Annotated in this window: 24 protein-coding genes; 20 read left to right on the plus strand and 4 right to left on the minus strand. The window is 63.0% G+C overall.

What is annotated here, in order from left to right; all coding sequences use genetic code 11:
- Positions 1–103: 103 nt before the first annotated feature.
- Positions 104–3,724 (minus strand): peptidoglycan-binding protein, encoded by a 3,621-nt coding sequence (locus tag EP165_RS05495; RefSeq protein WP_127520477.1) that lies wholly within the window; start codon positions 3,722–3,724, stop codon positions 104–106.
- A gap of 428 nt (positions 3,725–4,152) precedes the next feature.
- On the opposite strand from EP165_RS05495, the gene EP165_RS05500 reads away from it, so the two are divergent.
- The 14 genes from EP165_RS05500 (at position 4,153) to EP165_RS05565 (ending at position 16,959) form a co-directional block, all read left to right on the plus strand.
- Entirely contained in the window at positions 4,153–4,587 is a 435-nt protein-coding gene (locus tag EP165_RS05500) for a MerR family transcriptional regulator (RefSeq protein WP_127520478.1), read from the plus strand.
- 202 nt (positions 4,588–4,789) lie between these two features.
- A complete protein-coding gene (locus EP165_RS05505) occupies positions 4,790–6,580 on the plus strand; it encodes an acyl-CoA dehydrogenase C-terminal domain-containing protein (RefSeq protein ID WP_127520479.1) in 1,791 nt (596 codons plus the stop codon).
- 148 nt (positions 6,581–6,728) lie between these two features.
- Positions 6,729–7,901: an acyl-CoA dehydrogenase family protein gene (locus EP165_RS05510; protein WP_127520480.1), complete on the plus strand. Its 1,173-nt coding sequence runs from the start codon at positions 6,729–6,731 to the stop codon at positions 7,899–7,901.
- A gap of 2 nt (positions 7,902–7,903) precedes the next feature.
- On the plus strand, positions 7,904–8,341 hold the full coding sequence (locus EP165_RS05515; protein ID WP_127520481.1) for a PaaI family thioesterase: 438 nt from the start codon (positions 7,904–7,906) through the stop codon (positions 8,339–8,341).
- An 8-nt stretch (positions 8,342–8,349) separates the two neighbouring features.
- Positions 8,350–8,982 (plus strand): glutathione S-transferase family protein, encoded by a 633-nt coding sequence (locus EP165_RS05520; RefSeq protein WP_127520482.1) that lies wholly within the window; start codon positions 8,350–8,352, stop codon positions 8,980–8,982.
- A gap of 51 nt (positions 8,983–9,033) precedes the next feature.
- Positions 9,034–10,242, plus strand: coding sequence for an acetyl-CoA C-acetyltransferase (locus tag EP165_RS05525; RefSeq protein WP_127520483.1), 1,209 nt, complete (start codon positions 9,034–9,036; stop codon positions 10,240–10,242).
- A 12-nt stretch (positions 10,243–10,254) separates the two neighbouring features.
- Positions 10,255–10,899, plus strand: coding sequence for an FMN-binding negative transcriptional regulator (locus EP165_RS05530; protein WP_127520484.1), 645 nt, complete (start codon positions 10,255–10,257; stop codon positions 10,897–10,899).
- Entirely contained in the window at positions 10,899–11,483 is a 585-nt protein-coding gene (locus tag EP165_RS05535; RefSeq protein WP_127520485.1) for a cysteine hydrolase family protein, read from the plus strand. Before EP165_RS05530 ends, EP165_RS05535 begins: the two co-directional genes overlap by 1 nt.
- Positions 11,484–11,494: 11 nt before the next feature.
- Positions 11,495–13,714, plus strand: coding sequence for a 3-hydroxyacyl-CoA dehydrogenase NAD-binding domain-containing protein (locus EP165_RS05540; protein WP_127520486.1), 2,220 nt, complete (start codon positions 11,495–11,497; stop codon positions 13,712–13,714).
- A 162-nt stretch (positions 13,715–13,876) separates the two neighbouring features.
- A complete protein-coding gene (locus EP165_RS05545) occupies positions 13,877–14,422 on the plus strand; it encodes a thioesterase family protein (protein ID WP_127520487.1) in 546 nt (181 codons plus the stop codon).
- 62 nt (positions 14,423–14,484) lie between these two features.
- Entirely contained in the window at positions 14,485–15,105 is a 621-nt protein-coding gene (locus EP165_RS05550; RefSeq protein WP_127520488.1) for a 2-hydroxychromene-2-carboxylate isomerase, read from the plus strand.
- Entirely contained in the window at positions 15,053–15,475 is a 423-nt protein-coding gene (locus EP165_RS05555) for a nuclear transport factor 2 family protein (protein WP_127520489.1), read from the plus strand. Before EP165_RS05550 ends, EP165_RS05555 begins: the two co-directional genes overlap by 53 nt.
- Before the next feature lie 102 nt (positions 15,476–15,577).
- On the plus strand, positions 15,578–16,225 hold the full coding sequence (locus EP165_RS05560) for a LexA family transcriptional regulator (RefSeq protein WP_127520490.1): 648 nt from the start codon (positions 15,578–15,580) through the stop codon (positions 16,223–16,225).
- Between the two features lie 23 nt (positions 16,226–16,248).
- Positions 16,249–16,959, plus strand: coding sequence for a thermonuclease family protein (locus EP165_RS05565; protein ID WP_127520491.1), 711 nt, complete (start codon positions 16,249–16,251; stop codon positions 16,957–16,959).
- A 20-nt stretch (positions 16,960–16,979) separates the two neighbouring features.
- Here the strand turns inward: EP165_RS05565 and EP165_RS05570 are convergent, their stop codons facing one another.
- On the minus strand, positions 16,980–18,623 hold the full coding sequence (locus tag EP165_RS05570; RefSeq protein WP_127520492.1) for a lysine--tRNA ligase: 1,644 nt from the start codon (positions 18,621–18,623) through the stop codon (positions 16,980–16,982).
- Positions 18,624–18,787: 164 nt separating this feature from the next.
- On the opposite strand from EP165_RS05570, the gene EP165_RS05575 reads away from it, so the two are divergent.
- Positions 18,788–19,198, plus strand: a complete 411-nt coding sequence (locus tag EP165_RS05575; protein WP_127520493.1) for a tellurite resistance TerB family protein — start codon at positions 18,788–18,790, stop codon at positions 19,196–19,198.
- A gap of 93 nt (positions 19,199–19,291) precedes the next feature.
- Complete coding sequence (locus tag EP165_RS05580; protein ID WP_127520820.1) at positions 19,292–20,104, plus strand: sterol desaturase family protein; 813 nt, start codon at positions 19,292–19,294, stop codon at positions 20,102–20,104.
- On the opposite strand, the gene EP165_RS05585 is transcribed toward EP165_RS05580, so the two are convergent.
- On the minus strand, positions 20,091–20,933 hold the full coding sequence (locus EP165_RS05585; protein ID WP_501981657.1) for an ABC transporter substrate-binding protein: 843 nt from the start codon (positions 20,931–20,933) through the stop codon (positions 20,091–20,093). The two genes, EP165_RS05580 and EP165_RS05585, sit on opposite strands and share 14 nt — an antisense overlap.
- Positions 20,934–21,082: 149 nt before the next feature.
- On the opposite strand from EP165_RS05585, the gene EP165_RS05590 reads away from it, so the two are divergent.
- The 4 genes from EP165_RS05590 to EP165_RS05605 all read left to right on the plus strand — a co-directional run bounded on the left by EP165_RS05590 (position 21,083) and on the right by EP165_RS05605 (position 25,343).
- Positions 21,083–21,814 (plus strand): helix-turn-helix transcriptional regulator, encoded by a 732-nt coding sequence (locus EP165_RS05590; RefSeq protein WP_127520494.1) that lies wholly within the window; start codon positions 21,083–21,085, stop codon positions 21,812–21,814.
- 103 nt (positions 21,815–21,917) lie between these two features.
- Positions 21,918–22,556, plus strand: a complete 639-nt coding sequence (locus EP165_RS05595; RefSeq protein ID WP_127520495.1) for an acyl-homoserine-lactone synthase — start codon at positions 21,918–21,920, stop codon at positions 22,554–22,556.
- Positions 22,557–22,601: 45 nt separating this feature from the next.
- A complete protein-coding gene (locus EP165_RS05600; RefSeq protein ID WP_127520496.1) occupies positions 22,602–23,351 on the plus strand; it encodes an enoyl-CoA hydratase-related protein in 750 nt (249 codons plus the stop codon).
- Positions 23,352–23,423: 72 nt separating this feature from the next.
- Entirely contained in the window at positions 23,424–25,343 is a 1,920-nt protein-coding gene (locus EP165_RS05605; protein ID WP_245440032.1) for a glycosyltransferase family 2 protein, read from the plus strand.
- 2 nt (positions 25,344–25,345) lie between these two features.
- Here the strand turns inward: EP165_RS05605 and ppk2 are convergent, their stop codons facing one another.
- Entirely contained in the window at positions 25,346–26,251 is a 906-nt protein-coding gene (ppk2, locus tag EP165_RS05610) for a polyphosphate kinase 2 (protein ID WP_127520497.1), read from the minus strand.
- Between the last annotated feature and the right edge of the window lie 17 nt (positions 26,252–26,268).

A 26,268-nucleotide genomic window follows, 5' to 3' on the forward strand; every position in this document is an offset into this window, starting at 1 on the left:
CCACAGTGTGGCCAAGTCAAACCAATCTCGCACAAATGGCTAATGCAGTGGCTGGTGGCTGCCGCCCGGACGGCCCGCGGATGGTCGGCGGGCACCACAGGCGTCAGTTGAGCGCCAGCAAGGCCTTGACCAGCTCGTCGTCGACCTGGCCGTCGGCCTCCATGCCGTTGGCGGCCTGGAAGGCCTTGATGGCAGCCTGAGTCTTGGCGCCCATCACGCCGTCGGCGGGGCCTGCATCGTAGCCGTTGTTGTTGAGAATGGCCTGTATGTTGCGCACTGCCTTTTCGACATCGACGCTTGCCGTTTGCGCATCGCCCTCGGTCCACTCTTCAGGAATGTCGGCAACGTTGGCCTCGGGAAGCACAGGGCGGGCTTTCCACAGCTCGACGGTCTGGCGCGCCTTTTCGAGCTGCTCCGGACGCAGGGCCTTCGCAACCTCGTCGCGCTTGGCCGCGGCGTCGCGGTCGCCCGTCTTGGCCACGAGTGCGAACCATTTGTAGCTCTCTTCGAGGCTTTGCGGCACGCCGGTGCCCTTGGCCGCGAGGATACCGAGATTGTACTGGCTGTCGGTCACACCGAGTTCGGCCGCCTCCAGGAACCAGCGCGCGGCGCGGTCATTGTCGGGCGCGTTTTCGGTTCCGCCCATTGCATAAAGCACGGCAAGATTATGCATCGCGCTGGCGTTGCCCTGTTTCGCGGCCCGGTCATACCACTCCATCGCCGCGGTGATGTCACGTTCCACACCGGAGCCGCGCTCGTAGAGATTGCCCAAGCGGTATTCGGCCGGCGCGTAACCGAGTTCGGCGGAGCGTTCGTACCATTCCGCCGCAGCCGCCATGTCGGCGGCGACACCGCGCCCGTCCGCATAACGATTGCCGATCTCGAACATCGCCTTCGCGTCGCCGGCGTCGGCAGCTTCGCGCAGCGCCACGGGGCCGGCATCAACCGGCACAAAGGTGGCCATAGTCGCGGGGTCGGCCGCGTCCACGCTCTCGGGCAATGTCATGGGTTCGACAGCCGCCATGCGCTCGTCGATCTTGCGGGGCTCGGCGACGTGTTCGACCGGCGCGGAGTTCATGATCGCGTCCCGGGCAGAGTTCACGACAGCGGTTCCGCCTTCGCCTGCCACTGTGGGCGCGGCAGGATCATCCTGATGCAGCATCTCGGCGCTCAGGGGAGTCAGAGCCGGTTCGATGGTTTCCTGTTCGGCAATGGCGACATCCACGGAGCCATCGTCGGAAAGCAGCGCCGCGCCAAGCTGCCACGTGCCGACAACAACGACAATTGCCGTCGCGGCCATGAGCGCAGTCTTGCTGCGCCCCTTCAGAATTCCGCCAACGCCCAGCTTGCGACCGCTCCCACCGCCGTCACCCTTGCGTTTCATTGCTTCTGCCTCGGCGGCAGCCGCCTGCGCGGCGCGGCGCGCCGCAGCGATGAAGTCGGACTTGGCAGCGTCCATGCTGCTCGCCGGGCCAGGGCCACCTTCCTCCGAGCGGACGCGTTTCATGATTGCATCGAGATTGGGCGCGCCGGAGCCGGGTTCGATCGGCTGGTTTGCCGTGCTCGGATCAAGCGGCTCGTCGAGTTTGGGTTCGCTGGCGGCGTTCGAGCCGGCGAGTTCAACTTCGGCCGGTTTGCGCTCTTTGCGGAACTTGCGCGCCAACCCGCCGAGCATCGAGCGTTTCTCGGCACCAGCCGCGGCAGTTTCCTCATCCGCGCCGAGCGCCTGCTGCGCGGCGGCGGCTGCGGCCTGAGCCGGTGATCTGATCTGCGGTCCGACCGCCGGTTCGGGAACGTCGAATTGCGGGTCATCGCCGAAATCGCTTTCGATCGACGGCGTGTCGGCGGCGGCAAATTCGGGCTTGCGCACCGCTTCTGGTGCCGGCCCCCGCTGTTCCAGCGTGCCGAGCCGGTCGACAATCTTCAGCAGCGTGTCGTGAATGGTCTCGAAGGTCTTGGCGTTGCGCTCGTCCGATTTGCGCGACAGCTCCTCGAACGCTTTCAGCTCGGCCGAGAATGCGGAAAGGCCTTCGCCTCCGGCGCCCGGCGGAAGGCTGCTCACCGCCTCCTGGGCGGCCCGGCGGGCGGCCTCAACCATAGCCTCGCGCCCTTGCGACAGCGACTGCTCGATGTGGTCGAGCCGCGGCGAGATGTCGTCGAATTCGGGAAGCGGCTGGCTTGGCTGCTGCAGGTGAGCCGAAAGCGCGGCCACCTGGGACTCCAGGCTGCGGATCACTTCGGGATCGATACCCGCAACGTCGCGGCCGGAATTGTCGAGCCGGCGCGAAATATCGTCAAGCCGCTCTTCGAGCCCGGCCATACCCTGCACGTCGCCGAGGGCCGGCCGATAGGTCTCCAGGTTTGCCGCAAGCTCGGCAAAACGCCGCTCCATTGCATCGACGAGGTCCGCGCCGCCATTCGCGGCGCCGGTATCGCGCTGGTCGAGCTTGTCGGACACCGTTTCCAGCCGCCGCTCAAGCTCGCGGAACAGCTGCTTGCCCTGCTCGATGGCATCGCCCTGACGCTGCTCCAGCAGAGTCGAAATCTGCGCGAACCTGTCTTCCATTCCCTGGAAGATCACATCGGCATAGTTACGTGCCGGGTCCTGCTCAAGCTTTCCTGCAATAGCGCTGATCTGGTCGGCCAGAACCTCGACCGCGGATTCCGGCACCTCGATGCGCTGCGCAATCTCCTCGACGCGGTGCGACAGGGCGTTGAGCCTGTCGATGACCTGTTCGGAGCTCTGGTCTTCGGCCAGTTCCTCGATCTGGTGCGCCAGCGAGGTGACACGCGCCTCGATGCGCTCAAAGGGCTCCGGGTCGAAGGATTGGGACGTGGCATTTGCTGCCGAAGCCGCAATCGCCCGGGTGATTTCGTCGAGCCGCTGCTCGATCAGCGCAAAGGACTCAGGCATCTGTGCGCCGTAATTGGCGGAGAACTGATCGACCGTGCCGGCGAGCCCGCGAAGCTTGTCTTCGAGCGAGCGCAGCGAAAGCGATTCCGGCAGGCTGTCGACGGCCTGGCCGATGCGTTCCAGCTGACTGTTGAGTGCTTTCAGCGTCGGTTCGAACTGCGCCCGGTCCGGTGCGCGGTCCAGCTTGCTCTCGAGGCTCGACCAGCGCCGATCGACCGAGCGCAGGGTTTCTTCGCGCGCCAGTTCGCCGAGCGCACCTTTGACCTTCTCAAGCTCCAGCCGCAGCATGTTGACGCTGCGGTCGTCGCTGCGTTCCGAAAGCGACCGGACGGCGTCTGAAAGGCGTTCGAATTCAGCGCCGATCTCGCCGGCGCTGGAAGACGGCGCCATGGAACCGAGGCGTTCGATGTCGGAACGAAGCGAATCGAATTCGCGCCGAAGGCCATGGCCCATCTGCTGGCGCAGCTCCTCGCGCAGTGCCTGGAGTTCCGACGCTACGCGCGTCACAGCGCCGAGGCTGTCTTCCTGCTGGCGCACGCGGCTCATGTCGCGGGCCAGAGCATCGAACGACCCCTGCCGCACGTCGCCGCGCGGCGCTTCATAGCGGTCATACTGATCTGCGAACTGGTGATGGTCGTCTTCGCGGTAGCGCTGCCGTTCTCCGCGGCGCGGCGCCTGAAACGCCTCGCGCCCCGGTTCGCCACGGCCTTCAAGCCGGGCCAGCGTACGGTCCATATCCTGGAAGGAGGGGTTTGGGCGCCTTCTCCGTCCGGCGTTGATTGATTCGAGATATGACCGTTTGTTGTTCATCGACATGCCTGTCCGCCGTCGCAACCGGCAGGGAGCCGGTGCTTTTAAGGTCGGGGCGACTGCGAATTCGGCCTAAGTCCGGTCTTCCATGGTCACGGTGGGTTGCGCCACCTGACTTTTCGAATGGAAAACCGTGGCCAACGCATGACAGGATATCCACAGTACACCGACGCGCTCACCTTTCCCCGAACGTGGTAAACAAGGCGTTAACCAACCTTACCAGGATGCAAATTGCACTGCGTAGCTTGCCTGTGGCGTTTCTTCGCAGTTGCAACATGAAGCCGCCGGCATTATCTGGCCCGCAATGAAGTTGACTCGTTCCGTCAGGAACGGGTCTTTCGACTGAAACTGGTCCGGATCCCTGACCCCCAGGGGATCCGATGCTATGGGCCCGATGCGGTGCCCGCCGGGGATTTTGAGAGGACATTATGAACTTCACCTCAGCCGGGCTCGACCCGGCCGGTGGCGGTGGTTCGGATTCCGTTTCCGAAAACCTCACGAGAATCGGCGAAATGGCGCGCGAATTCGGCGTTACGCTGCGTGCGCTGCGTTTCTACGAGGACAAGGGGCTGATCCAGCCCATCCGCCACGGCGCAACCAGGCTCTACCGGTCTGCCGACCGCAAACGCCTCGACTTCGTGCTGCTAGGTCGCCGCGTCGGCTTCTCGCTGCGCGACATCAAGCAGATGCTCGACCTGTACGATCCGGACGGCTCCAACGTTCGCCAGCTTAAAGTGATGCTCGACAAATCCGAGCGTCAGCGCGGACGGCTCGAAAAGCAGCGCGAGGAACTTGCGCAGGCGCTTGCCGATCTGGATGGCCTGATCGATGACGTTCGGGGGCAGCTCGCCGCGCGAGCCTGAACCCCGGCCACCGGCCGCATTTTACACCTTCAGACGCGACGGTGGTGGCGAATGCCGCCGCCGCGATTGCGCCTGGCATAAGCGGATTCATAAATTTTGACGTTTACGCAAACGTCAAAATTTGATAGTCCGCGCTCCGAATGCCGATCTCACCTTGCGCCCGCTCGCTGCGAGGCGCAGATTTGTATTTTCGGAGGAACCCATGCCGACCTACAAAGCACCGGTCGAGGACACGCTTTTCGTGCTCCGGGACGTTCTGGGCTATGAGCGCTATTCCAATCTCCCCGGCTTTTCGGACGCCACGCCCGATGTGCTGGAAGCCATCCTCGCCGAGGGCGCCAAACTCGCCGAAAACGTGCTTCAGCCGCTCAATCGCGCCGGCGACATGGAAGGCTGCGTGCGCCACGACGATGGTTCGGTGACCACGCCGAAGGGCTTCAAGGACGCTTACGAGCAGTATTGCCAGGGCGGCTGGCTGGGTCTTGCAGCGCCGGCCGAATATGGCGGCCAGGGGCTCCCCTATTCAGTTCACTCCGCCGTCAGCGAATACATGATCTCTGCCAACATGGCGCTGATGATGTATCCGGGTCTCACACAGGGCGCGGTTGCGGCAATTGTCGAACATGGCTCCGACGAGCAGAAGCAGACCTGGCTGCCCAAGATGATCGAGGGCACCTGGACCGGCACCATGAACCTGACCGAGCCGCATTGCGGCACCGATCTTGGCATGCTGCGCTCCAAGGCGGTGCCGCAGGCCGACGGCTCCTACAAGATCTCCGGCCAGAAGATCTTCATCTCCGCCGGCGAACACGACATGTCCGACAACATCGTGCATCTGGTGCTGGCCCGCATCGAGGGTGCGCCGGAAGGCGTGAAGGGCATCTCGCTGTTCATCGTTCCGAAATTCCTGCTCGATGACAACGGCGAGCCGGGCGAGCGCAATGGCGTTTCCTGCGGATCGATCGAAGAGAAGATGGGCATTCACGGCAATTCGACCTGCGTGCTCAACTACGATGACGCCACCGGTTATCTGATCGGCGGCGAGAATGCCGGCCTCAAGGCAATGTTCGTGATGATGAACGAAGCCCGCCTCGGCGTCGGCCTTCAGGGGCTTTCGATTGCCGAGGTCGCCTATCAGAACGCCGCAGACTATGCGCGCGAGCGCATTCAGGGCCGGGCGCTCACCGGCCCGAAAGCGCCGGACAAGAAGGCCGATCCCATCATCGTTCATCCCGATGTGCGCCGCTCGCTGATGACCATGCGCGCCTTCAACGAGGGCGGCCGCGCACTCGTGCTGTGGACCGCGATCAAGTCCGACGTTGCGCACCGTTCCGGCGATGACAGGGAGGTGCAGGAGGCCGACGACCTGCTCAGCCTCATGACCCCGATCATCAAGGGCGTTCTGACCGACAAGGGTTTCGACCACGCAGTAATGGCGCAACAGCTCTTCGGCGGCCATGGCTACATTGAAGAACACGGCATGAGCCAGTTCGTGCGCGATGCCCGCATCGCCATGATCTACGAGGGCGCGAACGGCATTCAGGCGCTCGATCTCGTGGGACGCAAGCTGCCGGCCAATGGCGGCCGCGCCATTCAGGCATTCTTCAAGGAGGTCGGCGACTTCTGCGAAGCGCACCGCGAAGACGAGACGATGAAGCCATACACCAAGGCGCTCAAGAAGGGTCTCAACGACCTCCAGGCGTCCACGATGTGGCTGATGCAGAACGCGATGGCCAAACCCGACAATGCAGGTGCCGCCTCGACCGATTTCATGCATCTCTTCGGCCTGGTGGCACTCGGCTATATGTGGGCGCAGATGGCCAAGAGCGCGCAGGAGAAGCTGGCCGCAAACGGCTCGTCTGCCTTCCTCGACAACAAGCTGACCACCGCTACCTTCTTCATGGAACGGCTGATGCCGGAAACGGCGACACGGCTCGCCCGCATCTCAGCCGGAGCCGATTCCATGATGGCAATGCCAGCGGAGGCATTCTAGGCGCGACGTTGCGGGCGGTCTTTTGACCGCCCCGCGCACGCCGCCGGCAATCCTGGCGCGCCCGCACGAATGTGATGGTCCAGGCGGAGTCACTACTGTTCAAGGTTGAACTTGTTGGTAGAATGCCGGCGTTCCACGGGAGAAGAAAATGGCCGTCAGACCAGCTGAAATCCTGCAGCGTCCCAAGCCGGACTGGGCGTCCGAGGACGTCGCCATGCTGTATGACATGGCGACCAAGTTCCTCGAAGCCGAGATCGCACCGCGCTACGAGGAATTCGAGAAGGCCGAATCGTTCGACCGCGAAAGCTGGGAAAAGGCAGGGGCCAACGGGCTTCTTTGCGCTTCCATACCTGAGGAGTATGGCGGCTCGGGCGGCACCTACGCGCATGAAAGCGCGATCACCATGGCATTGGGGCATGTCGGTGTCGACGGGTTCGGCATTGCGCTGCACAATGCCATCGTCGCGCCTTACATACTCCACTACGGCTCGGAAGAGCAGAAGAAGAAGTGGCTGCCCAGGATGGCCTCCGGCGAGCTGATCGGCGCCATCGCGATGACAGAGCCAGGCGCGGGTTCGGATCTTCAGGGCATCAAGACACGCGCCGAAAAAGACGGCAACCAGTACCGCATCAACGGTTCCAAGACCTTCATAACCAACGGCCAGCTCGCAAATCTCATCATCGTGGTCACCAAGACCGACCCGGCAGCGGGCGCCAAGGGTACCTCACTGATCGTTGTCGAAACCGACGGTGCGGATGGCTTCGAACGCGGACGCAACCTCGACAAGATCGGGCTGAAAGCCAATGACACGTCGGAGTTGTTTTTCAACGATCTGAAGGTGCCGACATCCAACCTGCTCGGCAACGAAGAAGGCCAGGGTTTTGTCCAGCTTATGCAGCAGCTCCCTCAGGAGCGCCTGCTGATTGCCGGCCAGGCGGTCGGGATGATCGAGCGCGCGCTCACCGTCACGATCGACTACGTGAAGGAACGCAAGGCCTTCGGCAAAGCCGTCCTCGACTTTCAGAACACCCAGTTCAAGCTGGCCGAACTCAAGACCGAGGCGACAATCGGCCGTGTCTTCTACAATGACTGCGTCGCGCGCCATCTCGCTGGCGGGCTCGACCCCGCCACGGCTTCGATGGCGAAGTACTGGTTGACTGACCTGCAGTGCAAGATCGTCGACGAATGCCTGCAGCTCTTCGGCGGTTATGGCTACATGAACGAATATCCGATCGCACGCATGTATCGCGACGCCCGCGTCCAGCGCATCTATGGCGGCACCAACGAGATCATGAAGCTGCTGATCGCGAGGAGCCTCTAAAGATGTCCGCCGATCCGCTTGCCAGCTTCAGCATGGACAATGCGCCGCCGACCGCCAAATGGCTGGGCATGGAAGTGTTGGGCTGGGATCGCGACGCGATGACTCTGCGGCTCGCGTTCGACCCGCCGCGCGACGTGATCAATTTCGGCGGCGTGGTGCAGGGCGGCTTCCTGATCGCGATGATGGACGACGCGATGGGCTTCAACTGCTTCATCAGCCTTGGCATGGTGAACCGGCAGGCTTCGATCGACGTTCACACGCATTTCCTGCGCGCGGTCCAGCATGGCCGCGTGGAGGTTGAGGCGCGCGTGGTCCGGGCCGGCCGGTCCGTCGCCTTTCTGGAGGCTGAGCTTTACGGCCCCGACGGCGAACTTGCGGCACGTTCCGTTTCCAGCATGAAACTCACCCCCGTCGCCAAGGCTGCGCAGGCGGCCGAATAGGAGCGTGCATGAGCGAGTTTGATCTCCACTGCTTTTCCGAGAGCGGAAACTCCTACAAGGTCGCGCTGATGCTCAAACTCTGCGATGCCGACTGGCGGCCGCTGGGTGTGGAGTTTTTCAAAGGCGCCACGCGCTCGGCTGAGTATCGCGACATCAACGTGATGGGCGAGGCGCCGGTGCTGATCCATCACCGCGAGGGTGGCGATCTCACACTCAGCCAGTCCGGCGCGATTCTGATCTATCTGTCGCGCCATTTCGGCAAATTCGGCCACAAAACCGAGGCCGAGGAGTTCGAGATCCTGCGCTGGATCCTGTTCGACAACCACAAGCTCACCAGCTACACCGCGACCGAGCGTTTCATGCGCCATTTCCGCGGCAAGAAGGGCGACCCTGCGGCGGAGTTCATCTATGGCCGGGCACGCGACGCCTGGAAGGTGCTCGATACTCATCTGACGGGCCGCGACTGGGTTGCTGCGGACCGCGCCACGATCGCCGACTTTTCGCTCTGCGGCTATCTGTTCTGGCCCGAGCAGGTGGATGCCGACTGGACTGAATTCCCCGCGATCGCCGCATGGCTGGAGCGCATCCGCGCGCTGCCCGGCTGGGCCGCACCGGAAGATTTGATGCCTTCGGGCATGTGAGGAAAAAACTGAGGGCGCCGCCGTTCGCGCCCCATTGCAAGGAGATGCAAGATGGCAGACGCATTTGTATATGACGCCGTTCGCACGCCGCGCGGACGCGGCAAGAAGGACGGCTCGCTGCACGAAGTGCCGGCGGTGCGGCTTGGCGCCAAGGTGCTGGAAGCCGTGCGCGACCGCAACGGCCTCGACACCTCCAAGGTTGACGACATCATCTTCGGCTGCGTCGATCCTGTCGGCGAGGCCGGTGCCGTCATCCCACGTGCCTCCGCCTTTGAGGCGCGTTACGCCACCGAGGCACCTGGCATGCAGATTTCGCGTTTCTGCGCTTCGGGTCTCGATGCCATCAATTTCGGCGCTGCCAAGATTGCCGGCGGCTCGGATGACATCGTGATTGCCGGCGGCGTCGAATCGATGAGCCGCGTCGGCATGGGTATGTCGGGCGGTGCCTGGTTCATGGACCCCTCGGTCGGCCTGCCGTCTTATTTCATGCCGCAGGGCGTCTCCGCCGACCTGATCGCCACCAAATACGGCTTCAGCAGAGACGACGTGGATGCCTATGCGGTGGAGAGCCAGAAGCGCGCCGACGAAGCCTGGAAGGACGGCCGTTTCAAGAACTCGGTCGTCACGATCAAGGATCAGAACGGCCTGACCATTCTCGACCATGACGAGCATATGCGGCCGGGCACCGACATGCAGTCGCTGGCTTCCCTCAATCCGTCCTTCGTCATGCCCGGCGAGATGGGCGGCTTCAATGCCGTCGCCGTGCAGCGTTACCCCGAAATCGAAGGCGTGAACCATGTGCACCACGCCGGCAACTCGTCCGGCATTGTCGATGGTGCGGCCGCCGTACTGCTCGGCTCCAAGAAGGCTGGCAAGGCGATGGGGCTGACGCCGCGCGCCAAAATCCGCGCCTTCACCAATATCGGCTCCGAGCCGGCAATCATGCTGACTGGCCCCGTCGACGTCACCGAGAAGCTCCTGAAGAAGGCCAAGATGACGCTCGACGACATCGACCTGTTCGAGCTCAACGAGGCCTTCGCCTCGGTGGTGTTGCGCTACATGCAGGCCTTCGACATCGATCACGACAAGATCAACGTGAATGGCGGCGCCATCGCCATGGGCCATCCGCTCGGCGCCACCGGCGCGATGATCTTCGGCACCGTTCTCGACGAGCTGGAGCGCCGCGATCTGAACACCGCGCTTGTCACGCTTTGCATCGGTGCGGGCATGGGCACCGCCACAATCATCGAGCGGGTCTGACGGAGGCGCGCCATGTATATGCCGAGCAGCGCCCGTGAGGAGCGCCGCGACGTTCTGACAGCTGCGATGCGTGACATCCAGTTCGCCGCGCTCGTGTCGAGTGGGCCGGAAGGGCTGCATGCGTCGCACCTACCCGTCCTGCTGCGCGAGGTGGGCGACGACCTTTTTATCGAGGCGCATGTCGCCAAGGGCAACCCGCACTGGAAGCTCGGTGGCGCACCGACGCTCGCGATCTTCCAGGGCCCGCAGGCCTACATCCACCCCGGTTGGTACGAGAGCAAGAAAGAGCATGGCCGCGTGGTGCCGACCTGGACCTACATCGCCGTTCATGCTCATGGCAGCATCGAGGCGTTCGATGCAAAGCACGAGCTGCTCGATCATGTCGGCCGCCTGACGTCTCAGAACGAAGAAAAGCGGGCCGAACCTTGGGCGGTCACCGACGCGCCAGAGAAATATCTCGACGCGATGACCCGCGCCATCGTGGGCATCAGGATGCGCGTCGAGCGCATCGAGGGCAGCTGGAAACTCAATCAGCACAAATCCGATGCCGACCGTGCCGGCGTCGTCAGTGGCTTGGCAGCGGAAGAGCGCACAGGCGCGCATGCGGTTTCAGCGCAGATGCAGGCTCTGGAAGCCGAACGCCAGGGAGCCCGATGATGAAGCTGAACCCAGCCACCACCGCCCTCATAGTGATCGACGTGCAGAAGGGCTTTTTGCAGCGCGAGGCCAATGGCGAGCGCCGCAACAATCCTGCCGCGGTATCCAACATGGTGCGGTTGCTCGAGGCGTTCCGCAGCCGCGGCATGCCGGTGATCCACATCCGGCATGCATCCACCAATCCCGGCTCGCTTCTGCGGCCCGAATTGCCGGGTTTTGCCTCCATGGACGAAACCCGCGAGATCGGCGACGAGCCTGTTCTGGTTAAGTCGGTCAATTCCGGCTTCATCGGCACCGATCTCGAACAGCGCCTGCGCAATGCGGCAATCGAGACCGTGGTTCTTGTCGGCGCCACGACCAATCACTGCGTCGAGACCACGACCCGCATGGCCGGAAATCTGGGCTTCGATGCCCGGCTGGTCGAAGACGCCTGCTACACGTTCGACCGCATCGGTTATGGCGGCGCACACGATAGCGCGGAAGACATTCACGCGATGACACTGTCGAACCTCGACGGTGAGTTCGCGATCATTGAAACGACTGACAGCCTGCTCGCGGCATTTGCTGCGAGCGCCGCGGCCTGAGGAGAACACAGATGAGCTACAACAATTTCACCGTCGAAACCGACGCCGACGGCATCGCCCTTGTCACATGGGATTCGCCGGGCCGCTCCATGAACGTCTTCACCGAAGAGGTGATGGACGAGCTGGAGAAGATCAACGACAAGCTCGCCGCCGACGAGGCGGTCAAGGGCGTGGTCATTACCTCCGGCAAGGACAGCTTCTCCGGCGGCGCCGACCTCACCATGCTGCAGCGCCAGCTCGGCACCTTCTACGCGATGGAAAAGAAGGACCACGATGCGGCGATAAAGATGCTCTTTGACGGCGCCGGCCGCATGAGCTGGCTGTGGCGCAAGATCGAGACCTCGGGCAAGCCGTGGGTCTCGGCGATCAACGGTACCTGCATGGGCGGCGCGTTCGAGCTTTCGCTCGCCTGCCATGGCCGTGTCGTCGCCGATAGCGACAAGGTCAAAATGGCGCTTCCCGAAGTGAAGGTCGGCATCTTCCCGGGTGCTGGCGGCACGCAGCGCGTGCCCCGGCTTGCCAATGCGCAGGAAGCGCTGCAGATGCTGACCACCGGCCAGAACCTGTCGGCCAAGAAGGCGAAGCAGATGGGTCTGGTCCACGAGGTCGTGGACCCGGCCAATCTGGTCGACGCCGCCAAGGCAATGATCAAGGCCGGCCTCAAGCCGGTTCAGCCCTGGGACGAAAAGGGCTTCAAGCTGCCGAGCGGGCCGGTCTATTCCGCGGCCGGTGCCAATCTCTGGCCACCGGCGATCGCGATTCTGCGCCGCGAGACCTACGGCAACTACCCGGCTGCTACCGCGATCCTGAAATGTGTCTATGAGGGCCTGCTTGTGCCCTTCGATACCGCGCTCCGGATCGAGCAGCGCTATTTCACCGAAATCCTGCAGTCGACCGAGGCGGCCATGATGGTGCGCTCGCTGTTCGTTTCCCTGCAGGAGCTGAACAAGGGCGCGCGCCGGCCCGGGGGCGTGCCGGAAACCAAGTTCAAGAAGATCGGTGTGCTAGGCGCCGGCTTCATGGGCGCCGGCATTGCCTATGTCACCGCGCAGGCCGGCATACCGGTCGTGCTTCTCGACCGCGACATGCCCTCAGCCGAAAAGGGCAAGGCACATTCCGCCGGTCTGATGGATGGCCGCATCAAGAAGGGCCGTTCGACCGAGGCCGACAAGGAAAAGCTGCTGTCGCTGATCACGCCGACCGACGACTACGATCAGCTCGACGGCTGCGACCTGATCGTGGAAGCGGTGTTCGAGGACAGCGAGATCAAGAAAGGCGTGACGGAGAAGACCGAGGCGGTGATCTCCAAATCGGCGACCTTCGCATCCAACACCTCGACCATCCCGATCTCCGCTCTGGCGAAAAACTCGAAGCGGCCAAAAAACTTCATCGGCATCCATTTCTTCTCGCCGGTCGACAAGATGATGCTGGTCGAGATCATCATGGGCAAGAAGACGGGCGATGCCGCTCTTGCCGTCGCGATCGATTATGTGCGCGCTATCCGCAAGACGCCGATCGTCGTCAACGACACCCGCGGTTTCTACGTCAATCGCTGTGTGCTGCGCTACATGGCCGAAGCCTTCCAGATGCTGATCGAAGGCGTACCGCCGGCAATGATCGAGAACTCCGCCAAGATGGCCGGCATGCCGGTCGGCCCGCTCTCGCTCACCGATGAAACGGCGATCGACCTGGCGCAGAAGATCATGAAGCAGACGATGCGCGATCTGGGCGAGAAGGCGGTGCCGGCCGACCAGTTCGAGCTCATCAACACCATGGTCGACAAATATGGCCGCCATGGCCGCAAGAACGGTAAGGGCTTCTACGATTATCCGGCCAAACCGGCGAAGAAGCATCTGTGGCCGGAGCTGAAGACGCTCTACCCGCAGCAGGATCCTGACAAGATCGATGTCGAGGAACTGAAGCAGCGTTTCCTCGTCACCATCGCGATGGAAGCCGCGCGTGTCATGCAGGAAGGCATCGTCACCGACCCGCGCGAGGCGGATGTCGGCTCGATCCTGGCCTTCGGCTTTGCGCCCTATACCGGCGGCGCGCTGTCCTACATCGACGGCATGGGCGTGGAGAATTTCCTCGCGCTGTCGAAGAAACTCCAGAGGAAATATGGCGCCCAGTTCAAGGCGCCGAAGCTGCTGGCCGACATGGCAGCCAAGGGCGAGACCTTCTACGACCGCTTCAATCCCTATCCCAAGGACGCTGAAAAGAAGGCGGCTTAGCGCACCAGCTTTCCTCTCCCCGTCGGGGAGAGGTCGGTTTGCACCACGAGGCGAAGCCGAGTGGCCAGGCAAACCGGGTGAGGGGCCGGTCATCATTCCCCCCCACCCCGCTCACTCCGTTCGCGACCCTCCCCTCAAGGGGGAGGGAAATAGGAGCATTTCATGTACGTCTGGGGTCGCATGCTGCGCATGGGTCTGACCGCGAAATCGCGCGGGCCCTATCGCATGGGCGATGAAAGCCGCCTGACCTTTCGCTGCCTGCCGTCAGACATCGATTCCAACATGCATCTCAACAATGCGCGCTACATGATGCTGGCCGATATCGGCCGCATCGACATCTTCATTCGTGCCGGCCTGATCGGCCTTGCACGCAAGCGCAGATGGGCGCCGATGATGGGCGGCCTGCAGTCTGTGTATGTGCGCGAGATACGGCTGTGGCGGAAGTTCGATGTGGTCTCCACCGTCGAGACCTGGGAAGACACGCAGGTCATTGGTCGCCACCGTTTCGAGCTTGAAAGCGGCGAGACCGCCGCACTGGTGATGACAACGGCCGGCGTCTACGACTTTTCGGCCCGCCGTTTCGTGCCCATCGACGAGATGGTTCGCGAACTCGGTCATGAGATCAAGCCGCGTCCGCCAAGCGAGGAAGAGCGCATTTTCATGGATTCGCATGCGGGCCTGCGCAAACTCGCGAAAGTGAAGAGCTGACCGCTTGCCAGTCGGCAGCCACGCCATATGCTGCGCCGGAATTGACCAAGGAGCATTGCGCAATGGCAACCAGCATCGACTATTTCGTGACCAGCGTCTCGCCCTGGACCTATCTCGGCCATGACGCCGCGCGCGCGGTTGCTGCCAGGCATGGGGCAACGCTCGTGCCGCGCCCGGTGAACCTTGGCCAGATGTTCGGTGTTTCGGGCCAAGTGGCGCTTGGCGAGCGACCCGCCGTGCGCCAGCGCTACCGCTTTATCGAGCTGCAGCGCTATGCCGAGATGCGCGGCAAGAAGATGAACTTCAAGCCGAAGCACTTTCCCACCAATCCGGCGCTTGCCGACCATACCATCTGCGCCATTGCCGCCGACGGCGGCGATCCTTTCGATTATATGGGCCGGGTCTTCGCCGCTGTCTGGGCCGAAGAACAGGACATTGCAGATGAAGCGACGTTGAAGCCGCTTTTGACCGCATCCGGTTTCGATGCAGAAGCAGTCATCGCACGCGCCAAGACCGACGAGGTTGCGGCGATCCGCCAGAAAAACACCGAAGATGCAATCGCGGCCGACGCCACCGGCGTACCGTCCTTCGTGCTCAACGGCGAGCCCTTCTGGGGGCAGGACCGTCTCGATGAGCTCGACCATGCGCTGGCGAGCGGCCGCGGGCCATACGGTCCGCTATGAGATGACGCCTGAGGAGACAATTGATCTCTACGCCGCCGCCTGGGGCGAAACCGATTCCGGGCGGCGCATGACGATCCTGGAACAGGTGCTGTCGCCCGACTGCACATACACCGACCCCCGCGTTCATGCGGCCAATCCGGGGGAGCTATCCGATCATATCGGGCGCATCCTGCCATCGCGTCCGGGGGCGAAAGTGCTGCGCATCAGCACCGTCGACATGCACCACGGCAAGGCGCGTTTCGCCTGGCACATGGTCAATGCCGACGGCACCGCCCTGCCGGCCGGGCTCGATATCGTCGAATTCGATGAAGCGACCGGCAAGCTCAAGACGATCCTCGGCTTTTTCGGCTCTCTGCCGGACCTCGAATAGCCGGCAGTGTATCGGCGCCGCTCTGCGAACTGGACAGACGCGCCCGCGCATCCTACAAGACAAAAAAGGTATATTTTCCTGCTCACTGCAGGCGGAGGATCCATGCTTTCGCACGACCAGGTCTGGGAGGCCATCGACCGGCTTGCCGAGCGTAACTCGCTTTCGGCGTCCGGCCTCGCCAAGCGCGCCGGTCTCGATTCCACCGCTTTCAACAAATCGAAGCGCCGCTCGTCGGACGGGCGCCCGCGCTGGCCGTCGACGGAATCGCTAGCCAAAATCATGCAGGCTACCGGCGCTTCGCTCGATGACTTCATGGCCCTGCTCGGCGGGACGGCGCGGCGCGGAGGCGTGCCCGGCGCATCGGATACCGGCATTCCGCTGCTCGGTTTCGCCCAGGCAGGCGCCGGCGGATACTTCGACGATGCCGGCTTCCCCGCCGGCCATGGCTGGGACATGGTGGAGTTTCCGGCCGGGGTGGCCGACGGGTCTTACGCGCTGAAGGTTCAGGGCGATTCCATGCTGCCGCTCTACCGCGACGGCGACGTTCTCATTGTCCATCCCGGTGCTACGGTGCGGCGCGGCGACCGTGTTGTGGTGAAGACATCGGGCGGCGAGGTGATGGCCAAAATCATGACCAAACGAAGCGCCCAGATCATCGAACTGACCTCGATGAACCCGGACCATCCGGACCGCAGCTTGCCCATGGCCCAGGTCGAGTGGGTGGCCCGCATCGTCTGGGCCAGCCAGTAAGGCGACAGATGCGAAAGGCGCCCATGGCCCTGGCGGCTGGCGGATTGATCCTGCTTGCGGCCGGCTTGCTTGCCGGCAGAACCGCCTGGCAGCAGCAGCCGGCGGCGGAACCAGAACTGGTCGAGGCGAAGACCGAGGCGCCCGAGCCGTCGCCTGCAATGGTTCAGCAGTCCGCAGTGCCGGCGAATGCGCGCCCGGTGGCGCCGGACGTTGTGGCCATCCCCGAGGTGGAACCGGAGACGCTCGTGCGCATCGCGCCGCGCGCCCCGCTCAGCCCTTTCGCCAAGCCGCTGCCGCCGCCCACGCCCGACCACAGCAGGATCTACCGGCCGCTCGCGGAGGCGGCGGGCCGTATTCTCGGACAGGGGCTGATGGTTGAAATCGCGGGCCTCGACATTGTCGAACCCGACGAGTTGTGTCTCGATCCCGAGGGCATTGAATGGCCATGCGGCATGCGCGCGAGAACGGCGTTTCGCGGCCTGTTGCGCGGGCGCGCCGTCAGTTGCGATATCCCGCCCGATTTCGAGGGTAGCGAAATCACCGCCGGCTGCACGCTGGGCAAGCTCGATCTCGGCGAGTGGATCGTTGCCAATGGCTGGGCGAAGGCGGTGCAGGAAGGCCCGTACAAGGAATATGAAGAGGCCGCGCGGGACGCCGAAAAGGGCATCTTCGGTCCAAGCCCGATGCCGCTTCCCATACTCACCGAAGTCCCGAACTTCATGGATGAACGCTGAGGCAACCCGCCTCTGCGAAGTCAGTCCGCGAGTTCGCCGGCCAGCGCTTTCGCAATCAGTGCCCGGGTTTCGGCGATGCCATAAAGCGCGGCGAAGGAGCCGAAACGCGGCCCGCGCTCCTGGCCGATCAGCACCTGGTACAGCATCTGGAAGAAGGCGCCGGAAACGCCGGGCCCGCCGCCGGGGCTCTGGCGCTTGTGATCCTGATAACGCTCGATCCCGCGTGCGACGTCGAGTACGGCGTTCTGGACCGCCTCGCCATCCGCGCCGGCAGACAGGCTGCCAAGTTTTTCGGAAAGGGCCGCGAGAGCCGCCGCCTCCGTTTCGTCCGGCGCGCGGAAGGTCTTCGTCGGCTTCACGAAATCGTCGAAATAGCGGATCGCATAACCCACCAGCCGGTCAAGCTCGGGATGCGACTCGGCCGTCACGCCCGGCGCGTGCCGCGAAATGAAACCCCACAGCACGGTGTTGTCATGCGCGTTCGACGCGCTCACCAGGTTAAGCAGCAGCGCGAACGACACCGGCAGCGCAATCGCAGGCGGTTCGCCGTCGTGAATATGCCAGACCGGGTTGCCGAGCCGCTCCTTCCATTCCTGCCGGGAAAAGGCGGAGAGGAAGGTGTAATATTCGTCCACCGCGCGCGGAATGACGTCGAAATAGAGCTTCTTCGCCTGCCGCGGCCGCTGGAACATATAGAGCGCGAGGCTCTCGGTGGGGGCGTAGGTCAGCCATTCGTCGATGGTGAGCCCGTTGCCCTTCGACTTCGAAATCTTCTGCCCGTTTTCGTCGAGGAAGAGCTCATAGACGAAATGCTCCGGCGCCCGTCCGCCAAGGATCTCGCAAATCCTGTCATAGATCACTGCGTTGGTCTGGTGGTCCTTGCCGAACATCTCGAAATCGACGCCGAGTGCGGCCCAGCGCATGCCGAAATCCGGCTTCCACTGCAGCTTCACCGCGCCGCCGGTCACAGGCAAGGTTGTCTCGGTTCCGTCCTCGTCGTCGAATGTGACGGTACCGGCGGCCGCATCGACATTCTTCATCGGCACATAGAGCACGCGGCCGGTCGTCGGCGAGATCGGCAGGAAGGGGCTGTAGGTCGCCTGCCGTTCGGGCCCGAGCGTCGGCAGCATCACCGCCATGATATCGTCATAACGCGCCGCCGCGCGCAGCAGCACCTCATCGAAGCGGCCAGACTTGTAGTATTCCGTTGCGCTGGCAAATTCGTAGTCGAAGCCGAAGGTGTCGAGGAAACGCCGCAACATCGCGTTGTTGTGGTGGCCGAAGCTCTCGTAATTGCCGCCGAAGGGATTCGGCACGGTGGTCAGCGGCTGGTGCAGATACGGTTCCAGCGCGGCGCGGTCCGGCACGTTGTCCGGAATCTTGCGCATGCCGTCCATGTCGTCGGAAAAGCAGAGCAGCCGCGTCGGCACCTTGTCTTCGGTCAGGACACGAAACGCATGCCGCACCATGGTCGTGCGCGCCACTTCGCCAAACGTACCGATATGCGGCAGGCCCGAGGGCCCGTAGCCGGTCTCGAACAGCACCGCCTCCGGCCAGTCACGGCCTTCATAACGCGCGATGATCTTGCGCGCCTCCTCGAAGGGCCAGGCATTGCTCTCGGCTGCCGCGCCGATGATTTCGGGGCTGAGTGTGACGGGGTTCATGCCAGCCTGTACTGCTTTGAAAGGGACCGGTGGCGCTTGGCGCCGCAAATGCGGCTTGGTCCTATTCGCCCGGCCAAACTTCGTCAACAAACACGGCGAAAATCGTTGCACCGGCTGGCCTCGATCCGTAACAAGACGCGGCAATCTCAAGAGCGGAGTTATCGATGAAGCAGCCGACTGCGCAGGAAGCGCTCATCTATCTCATGGTGATGGTCTCGGCGTCCGACCGCGAAATGGGCGATCCGGAACTTTCGCGCATCGGGTTCGTGGTCTCCAACCTGCCCGTGTTCGAGGGTTTCCAGGCAAGCCGTACGCTGGATGTGGCGCGCGAGTGCCAGGAATGGCTCCAGCGCGAAAACGGCTTTCAGGAGATTCTCGACGCCGTTGCCGCCGCAATTCCGGAGCGCCTGCGTGAAACCGCCTATCTGCTTGCCGTGGATGTCGCGGTCGTGGACTTGCATGTGGAGCCGGAGGAACTGCGCATGCTGCATATCCTCCGCGACAAGCTCGAGATCGGGCGCGACGCCGTATCCGCCATTCAGCGCGCCGCGAAGGCCCGATTCCTGCGGCTTTAGCCCGGTTCACCGTGAGTTGACCGGGCATCCCCTTTCGGCAGCCCGCGGCAAGCTTTATGCGCAGGAAACCGCATGCCGCGGTTCGGGTTTCGCATGACTGTCGAAGGCAATTCAGAGGTCATATTGCGCCTGGTCGCATTCGCCGCGATTTTCGGGGCGATGGCGGTGTTCGAGCTCTGGTCGCCGCGCCTGGAACGCGCCGAGATGATGGGCGCGCTCAAATCGCGGCGCTGGTTCACCAACCTGTCCATGGTGATCCTGTCCTCGCTACTGCTGCGGCTGATTTTCCCGGCCGCGGCGGTCGGAACCGCGCTTTGGGCACAAGCGAATGGTTATGGCCTCTTTCCCGCGCTCGGGTTGAACCCCGTCATAGGCGGCATTCTGGCCTTCATCGTCCTCGATTTCGCTGTGTGGCTGGAACACGTCGCCAGCCACAAAATCCCGCTTCTGTGGCGCATCCACCGCATGCACCATGCCGATACCGGGTTCGACGTGACCACGGCGCTGCGGTTTCATCCGCTCGAAATCGTGCTTTCCATGTTCTGGAAGGCGGCAGTCATCATCGCTCTCGGCGCGCCGCCTGTTTCGGTGCTGCTGTTCGAGATCGTGCTCAACGGCACCGCGATGTTCAACCACTCCAACATCGATTTGCCCCGCCGTATCGACGGGCATCTGCGCAAGCTGCTGGTGACGCCGGACATGCATCGCGTCCATCATTCGACGCTGCGTCGCGAAACCGATTCCAACTACGGCTTCAACTTTCCGTTCTGGGACCGGATTTTCCGCACCTATAATGCGCAGCCCTCCGCCGGCCACGCGAAAATGGAAATCGGTCTGAAAAACTGGCGGGACGGCCGCCCGGCCGGGCTCCTGTGGTCGCTGCTGCTGCCGTTCAGAAAAAGCTGACCGGGAAATAGCGCAGGTAGAGCTCCTCGAACTCACCGTTCATGTTGATTTCCCGGAGTGCATAGTCGAAAGCCTCCGCCAGGATTGCGTCTTCCTGCCTTACGGCGATGGCAAGCCCTGCGCCGAAATACTCCGGTGCAATGTAGGGACCACCGGCAAAGCGGCAGCAATTGGCGGAATCGCTTCCCGCCAGCCAGAAGCTCAGCCGCAGGCCGTCCCCGAATGCCGCATCGGTTTCGCCGCTTCGCATCCCGGCATAAAGCCAGTCTTCGCGGCTGTAGAGCACCGGTTTTGCCCCTGGAAAGTAGTCGCGCAGCATCCTTTCATGCTCCGACCCGGCAAGCACGCCAACGCGCCTGCCTTCAATGTTGCCGTGGATCGGCTCCTCAAGGGTCGAACCGCTTGCTACAACGAAGCGGGCGGGAAAGCGCAAATAGGACCGTGTGAACGCGTATTTCAGCCTGCGCTCCGGTGTCAGCGCCAGGCCGGCGATGAGCGCATCGCCTTCGCCGCGCTCGATTGCACCTTCCAGTTCTTCCCAGGGCAAGGCCTGAATCTGGCAGCGGTCGAGAATATCGAGTGCCCGGCATACCGAGCGTGCAAGGTCCACATGAAAGCCCGAAATCAGGCCGTTGCTGTCGAGAAAATTGAATGGCGGGAAGTCGACGGTCGTCAGGAACCTGATGCGGGCGAATCGCGACAGATCAGGTTCGGTGAGCCGCTCTTTGACGTCCCAGAATTGGGGGATGTTCGGCCCGGCTGCATGTGCGGGCACGGCCGTCGCACAAAGCGCCGTAACCATGAATGCGGCCAACCAGCGAAACATCAGAACTCCATATTTTCAACTGCGCCGAACACTTGGTTGCCTACAACCGTTTGGTTGTTTTTGCAAAGCATACACAGCCAAGGTTGAATTAGTACCGAATAGTCAATACGATTACTTAACGCGGGCGGGGGCATGGTGGGGCCGGGATTGCCATGGCGCATTTCGACAAGACGCTGGAATACATAGATAAAATACAGAATGCACACACCCCCGAGGATGTGTGCCGGGCGCTGGTCGACGTTACCTCGCAGTTCGGCCTGACGGCGCTTCTGGCGGGCACGGTTCCCGGCCAGGGCACGCCGGGCGAGGAACAGCGCGGCCACGTGCTTTTGTGCGACTGGCCGATGGACTGGCTCGAGCGCTATGTGACGCGCAACTATGTCGACCACGACCCGCTCGTCCAATACATGCGCAAGAACCCCTCGCAGGTGACCTGGAGCGATGCGGCGGCACGCATCGATCTAGATCGCAGCGCGAGAGAGGTATTCTGCGATGCGGGCGCCTACAAGCTCAATGACGGCTATGCGCTGCCGCTCGTCACGCTCGAAGGCGAGATCGTAATGATATCGCTGGGCGGCGAACAGGTCGACCTCGACGAGCACGCCGTGCGGCTGATCTCACTGGCATCCACATATGCGATCGGACGCGCAATACAGCTAAGCTCCGCCTCGCCGACCATCGACCACCGCCCCGAGCTCACGCCGCGCGAGAAAGAGTGCATGCGCTGGGCCGCGGCCGGCAAATCCGAGTGGGAGATCTCCCAAATCCTCGGCATTTCCGAGCACACCTCCGAAAAGCACCTGCTCAACGCCAAGGCCAAACTTGGCGCGTCGAACAGGGTTCAGGCGATTGCCGAAGCGATCCGGCACGGCTACATCGCCTAGCACTCAACCTGCGGTTTAGCGGCTTCCTGTTCACTACGTGATCGCGTAATTTCGACACTGTTGGGCCGTCGTACACTGGTCTTCCTCAACAAGGGAGACCGTTATGTTATACGCATTTTCAACCAGTGAACTGATGGACCGGCCGGACCTATGGCAGGCGGTTCATTCCCTCAGGCACAGCATCTTTGTCGACGAGATGGGCTGGGACGACCTGCGCCGTCCCGACGGGCTGGAAATCGACCAGTTCGATCATGAGGAAGCGACCCATCACCTGGTCGTCCGCAACGGCGAACTGGCCGGCTATCAGCGCATGCTGCCGACCACACGACCGCATCTGCTGACTGAAGTTCTCACCGACCTTTACGAAGGCACGCCACCCTGCGGCCCCGACGTCTTCGAGCTCACGCGCTACGCGGTTGCCAAGCCATACCGCGAGGGACGCTGGGGCGTTTCCAGCGTCGGCAGCGAGCTGATTGCCGGATTTATCGAATGGGGGATGACGCGTGGGGTCGACAAGGTGATCATCGAGTTCGAACCCATGTGGGTTCTGCGCGCCCTGCAGCTTCGTTTCCTCGCGCAGCCGCTGGGCTACCAGCGCACATATGGCCGCCAGCAGGTGGTCGCCACCCTTCTCACCTTCGATGAAACCACGCTTCGCACAGTGCGGGAGAAACGCAATTTCGATGCCGCGGTCCTCGCCCAGGGCGAGCCGGATTTCATTGGCTACAGAAAGGCCTCGTAAGCCCAGCCTCGATTTTCACGGAACCAGTCAAGAAGGGAACACGACATGGACTTCCGACCAGAATCCGAATTTCAGAACCACACACTCACCATCACGGTCGCGTCGCAGGACGGCAGGCCGATCCTCGACGGACCAGCCTACCGGAGCCTTGCGGCCACGCTCCGGGATGCCGCCGACGACGACGAAACACGGGTCGTCGTCCTGCGCGGGCTTTCCGGCTGCTTCTGCCTCGGTGGTGACTTCTCCGAATTTCTCGATAAGACCCGGCACCGGGACCTTATCGCAGCGGTAACCGAGATGTTTCGCGTGCTCGCCACCTTCCCCAAACCGCTGCTGGGCTGCGTCGACGGCGATGCGGTCGGTGTCGGCTGCACGATTCTGTTCCACTGCGACCTCGTCATCGCTTCGCCCGAAAGCACGTTCCGGGTTCCGTTTGTCGATTTCGGCCTTGTGCCGGATGCGGCCACCAGCATCCTCGCTCCCGAAAAGCTGGGTTACACCGACGCGTTCAAGTTCTTCTGCCTCGGCGAAACACTGACCGCGGAACAGGCGTTCGGCATGCGCCTGGTTTCTCACCTGGCGGGCGAAACCGACGCCGAACAGCAGACGATGTCGATCGCGCGTACTCTGGCCAAGAAGCCAGCCAGGGCACTATCGCAGACCAAGATGCTGCTGCGCGGAGACGAAAGGCTGCTGTGCGACCGCATCGACCGGGAGATCAAGCTCTTCCACAATGCTCTGCAGGACGATGCGACCATCCGGCGGCTGGCACGCATCGCCCGCATGGCAGCCTGAGGGCGCGTGCCGGAGGCCTCGAAGGGAACGTCCGCTCCGTATCTGGCCGATTTGCGGCCAGGTGCGGAACAGATGCCGCCGCGGGGGACCGACGGCACCGCCGCACCGCGCGATCGCGCGCGCTCCCTGTCCGGAGCGCGCCGGCAGGAGCTCGCCAACGAGATCGCGGTCTGGCGGCCGGTTCTCCGTTATCTGAACCTGCCCGACGAGGTCGCCAGCGCCGCCGAGGCCCGGGCGCGTGCCAACGGCACGACAGTTCAGGCCGAATTGCTGGTATCGGGCCGCTGCAGCGAACAGGCTTTCTTCCGGGCAATGGCCGCGGTTCTGGGCGTCGCATTTCTTTCGCGGCTCGATGCTGACACGCTCGTTTTGCGCAACCGCGACGGGCTCGCCCTGCTGCAGTCCGCCGACGGACCGAGACTTGTGCGCTCCGTAACGGAAGACGGGGCCGGGCTGATCGTCGTGGCGCCCAACCTTGTCGGGTTTCAGCGCATACTGGAGCGCAAGGATATCGACCCTGCCCTGCTTGCGCGCCTGCGTATTGCACCGCAATCCGTTCTGCGCACCGCAATCAGTGCGCGGTGCCAGCGTGTGATCGGCGAACGTGCGGTCGCCCAGCTTTTCGACGCCCTGCCTTATTGCTCATCCCGCATGGTCCTTACAGGGTTCCAGGGTTTTGCCGCGGGCGGGCTGGTGACCGCCTTCGCCGCGGCCATGCTGGCTGCGCCGCGCTGGATGATCTTTGCCGCGCATCTCTTCTTTTCGGTGTTCTTTTTCGCGTGCGCGGCGCTGCGCCTTGCGGCCGCCGGCCATGCGCAAGCCCGCCGAAGGGCAGCCGGCTTACGGCGCTTCGAGCCCTCGGCCCTGCCGCGCTATTCGGTTCTGGTTGCGCTCTACCGCGAGGAGCAGATCGTTCCCGAACTGCTGCAGGCACTTGGCGCACTGGTCTGGCCGCGCAGCAAGCTCGAAATCAAACTCGTCTGCGAAGCCGATGACCTGGCCACAATTGCCGCTCTTGAAGCGCATGAATTGCGGCCGTGGGTGGAGATCGTTCGCGTCCCGCCAGGACTTCCGCGTACCAAGCCGAAGGCTCTGGCACATGCCCTGCACACGGCAACGGGCGATCTCGTCGTGCTCTACGATGCCGAGGACAAGCCGCACCCCTGGCAGCTGCTGGAAGCACATCAGCGGTTCGAAGCTTCGGATGCTTCGCTTGCCTGCGTGCAGGCCCCGCTGGTGATCTCCAACGGCCGACGCAGCCTGATTTCGCATATGTTCGCGTTCGAATATTCCGCGCTCTTCCGCGGGATATTGCCGTTCCTGTCGGCCTACGGCCTGGTGCTGCCGCTTGGCGGCACCTCAAACCACTTTCGCCGCAATGCGTTGGAAAAGATGGGCGGCTGGGATCCATACAACGTGACGGAAGACGCCGATCTCGGTCTGCGCATGCATCGTTTCGGCTATCGTACCGAGACAATCGATTATCCGACCTATGAAGCGGCGCCGGAAAACTGGAAAGACTGGCGCAACCAGCGCACGCGCTGGCTGAAAGGGTGGATCCAGACCTGGTTCGTCCATATGCGCAGCCCGCTCAGGCTGGCGCGCGAGCTCGGGCCAGCTTCGTTCCTTGTGACACAGATACTGTTTGCGGGAATGGTCGTATCGGCGCTGGTGCACCCGCTGTTCCTGCTGACCATCGTCTGGCTGGGTTACACCATCGCCTCCGGCGGTGCCCAGTCATGGCTCGTACCTGCGATCATAGCGCTGGATTTCAGCAATATCCTGCTGGGCTACGGCGCCTATTTCCTGCTCGGCCGCACGTCGCTTCCGCGCGAGGAGCGGCACGGCATCTGGTTCGTCGCGCTTTGCACGCCGCTCTACTGGTTCATGCAGTCGATCGCCGCCTGGCGGGCGGTGTTCCAGCTGCGGCGCGATCCCTATTTATGGGAGAAGACGCCGCATCCGGGCAGCGGCGACGCGCTGCCGCCCTGACATCACAGGCTGCGCAGAAATGCCGGCGCGTCGGAGATGATCCTGGGATCTTCCTTGCCGATCGCCTTCTCGTCGCGCCCGGCATAAGGGATCGACAAAAGCACGTGGCGAATGACCGCAAGGCGCGAGCGCCGCTTGTCGTTCGCCCGCACCACCTGCCACGGCGCATAAGGTGTGTGCGTGCGCTCCAGCATCAGGTCGCGCTTGGCCGAATAGTCGTCCCACTTTTCCATACCGGCCACGTCGATGGGCGAGAACTTCCAATGCGTCAGCGCGCTGTGGCGGCGGTCGTGAAACCGCTCGAGCTGGGTTTCCTGGCCGATATTGAGCCAGAATTTGAAGAACCGTATGCCTTCGCTGACCAGCGTCAGCTCGAAACGCGGCGCGTCATCGAGAAATTTCTGGTGCTGCTCCGGCGTGCAGAAGCCCATGACCGGCTCCACGCCGGCACGGTTGTACCAGGAGCGGTCGAAGGTGACGAACTCGCCGGCGGTCGGGAAATGCGCAATGTAGCGCTGGAAATACCACTGCCCGCGCTCAGCCTCGGTCGGCTTGGGCAGCGCGATGATGTTTGCGGTGCGCGGGTTCATGTAACGGTGCATGCGAAAGATCGTGCCGCCCTTGCCGGCGGCATCCCGACCCTCCATCACCACCATGACGCGCTCGCCCGTCGCCTGCATCCAGGACTGCAGCTTGACCAGCTCCTTCTGCAGGGTTTCCAGCGTCTGGTCGAAGTCCTTGCGCTTCATGCGCTCGTCATAGGGATAGCCGCCGGCCGTCAGCTTGTTTTTTTCCACCCAGTCGGGGAGGCCAGGATCGTCGATGTCGAACATGCGTTCCTTGCCGCCGACCTTGATCCTGATCGGCTTGGCATCCACACCGCCTTTGTTCCGATTGTCATTTTTCATGCGCCGATCCTTCTAAG

It is taken from the genome of Mesorhizobium sp. Z1-4, assembly GCF_004000235.1.
Classification (GTDB): domain Bacteria; phylum Pseudomonadota; class Alphaproteobacteria; order Rhizobiales; family Rhizobiaceae; genus RCIO01.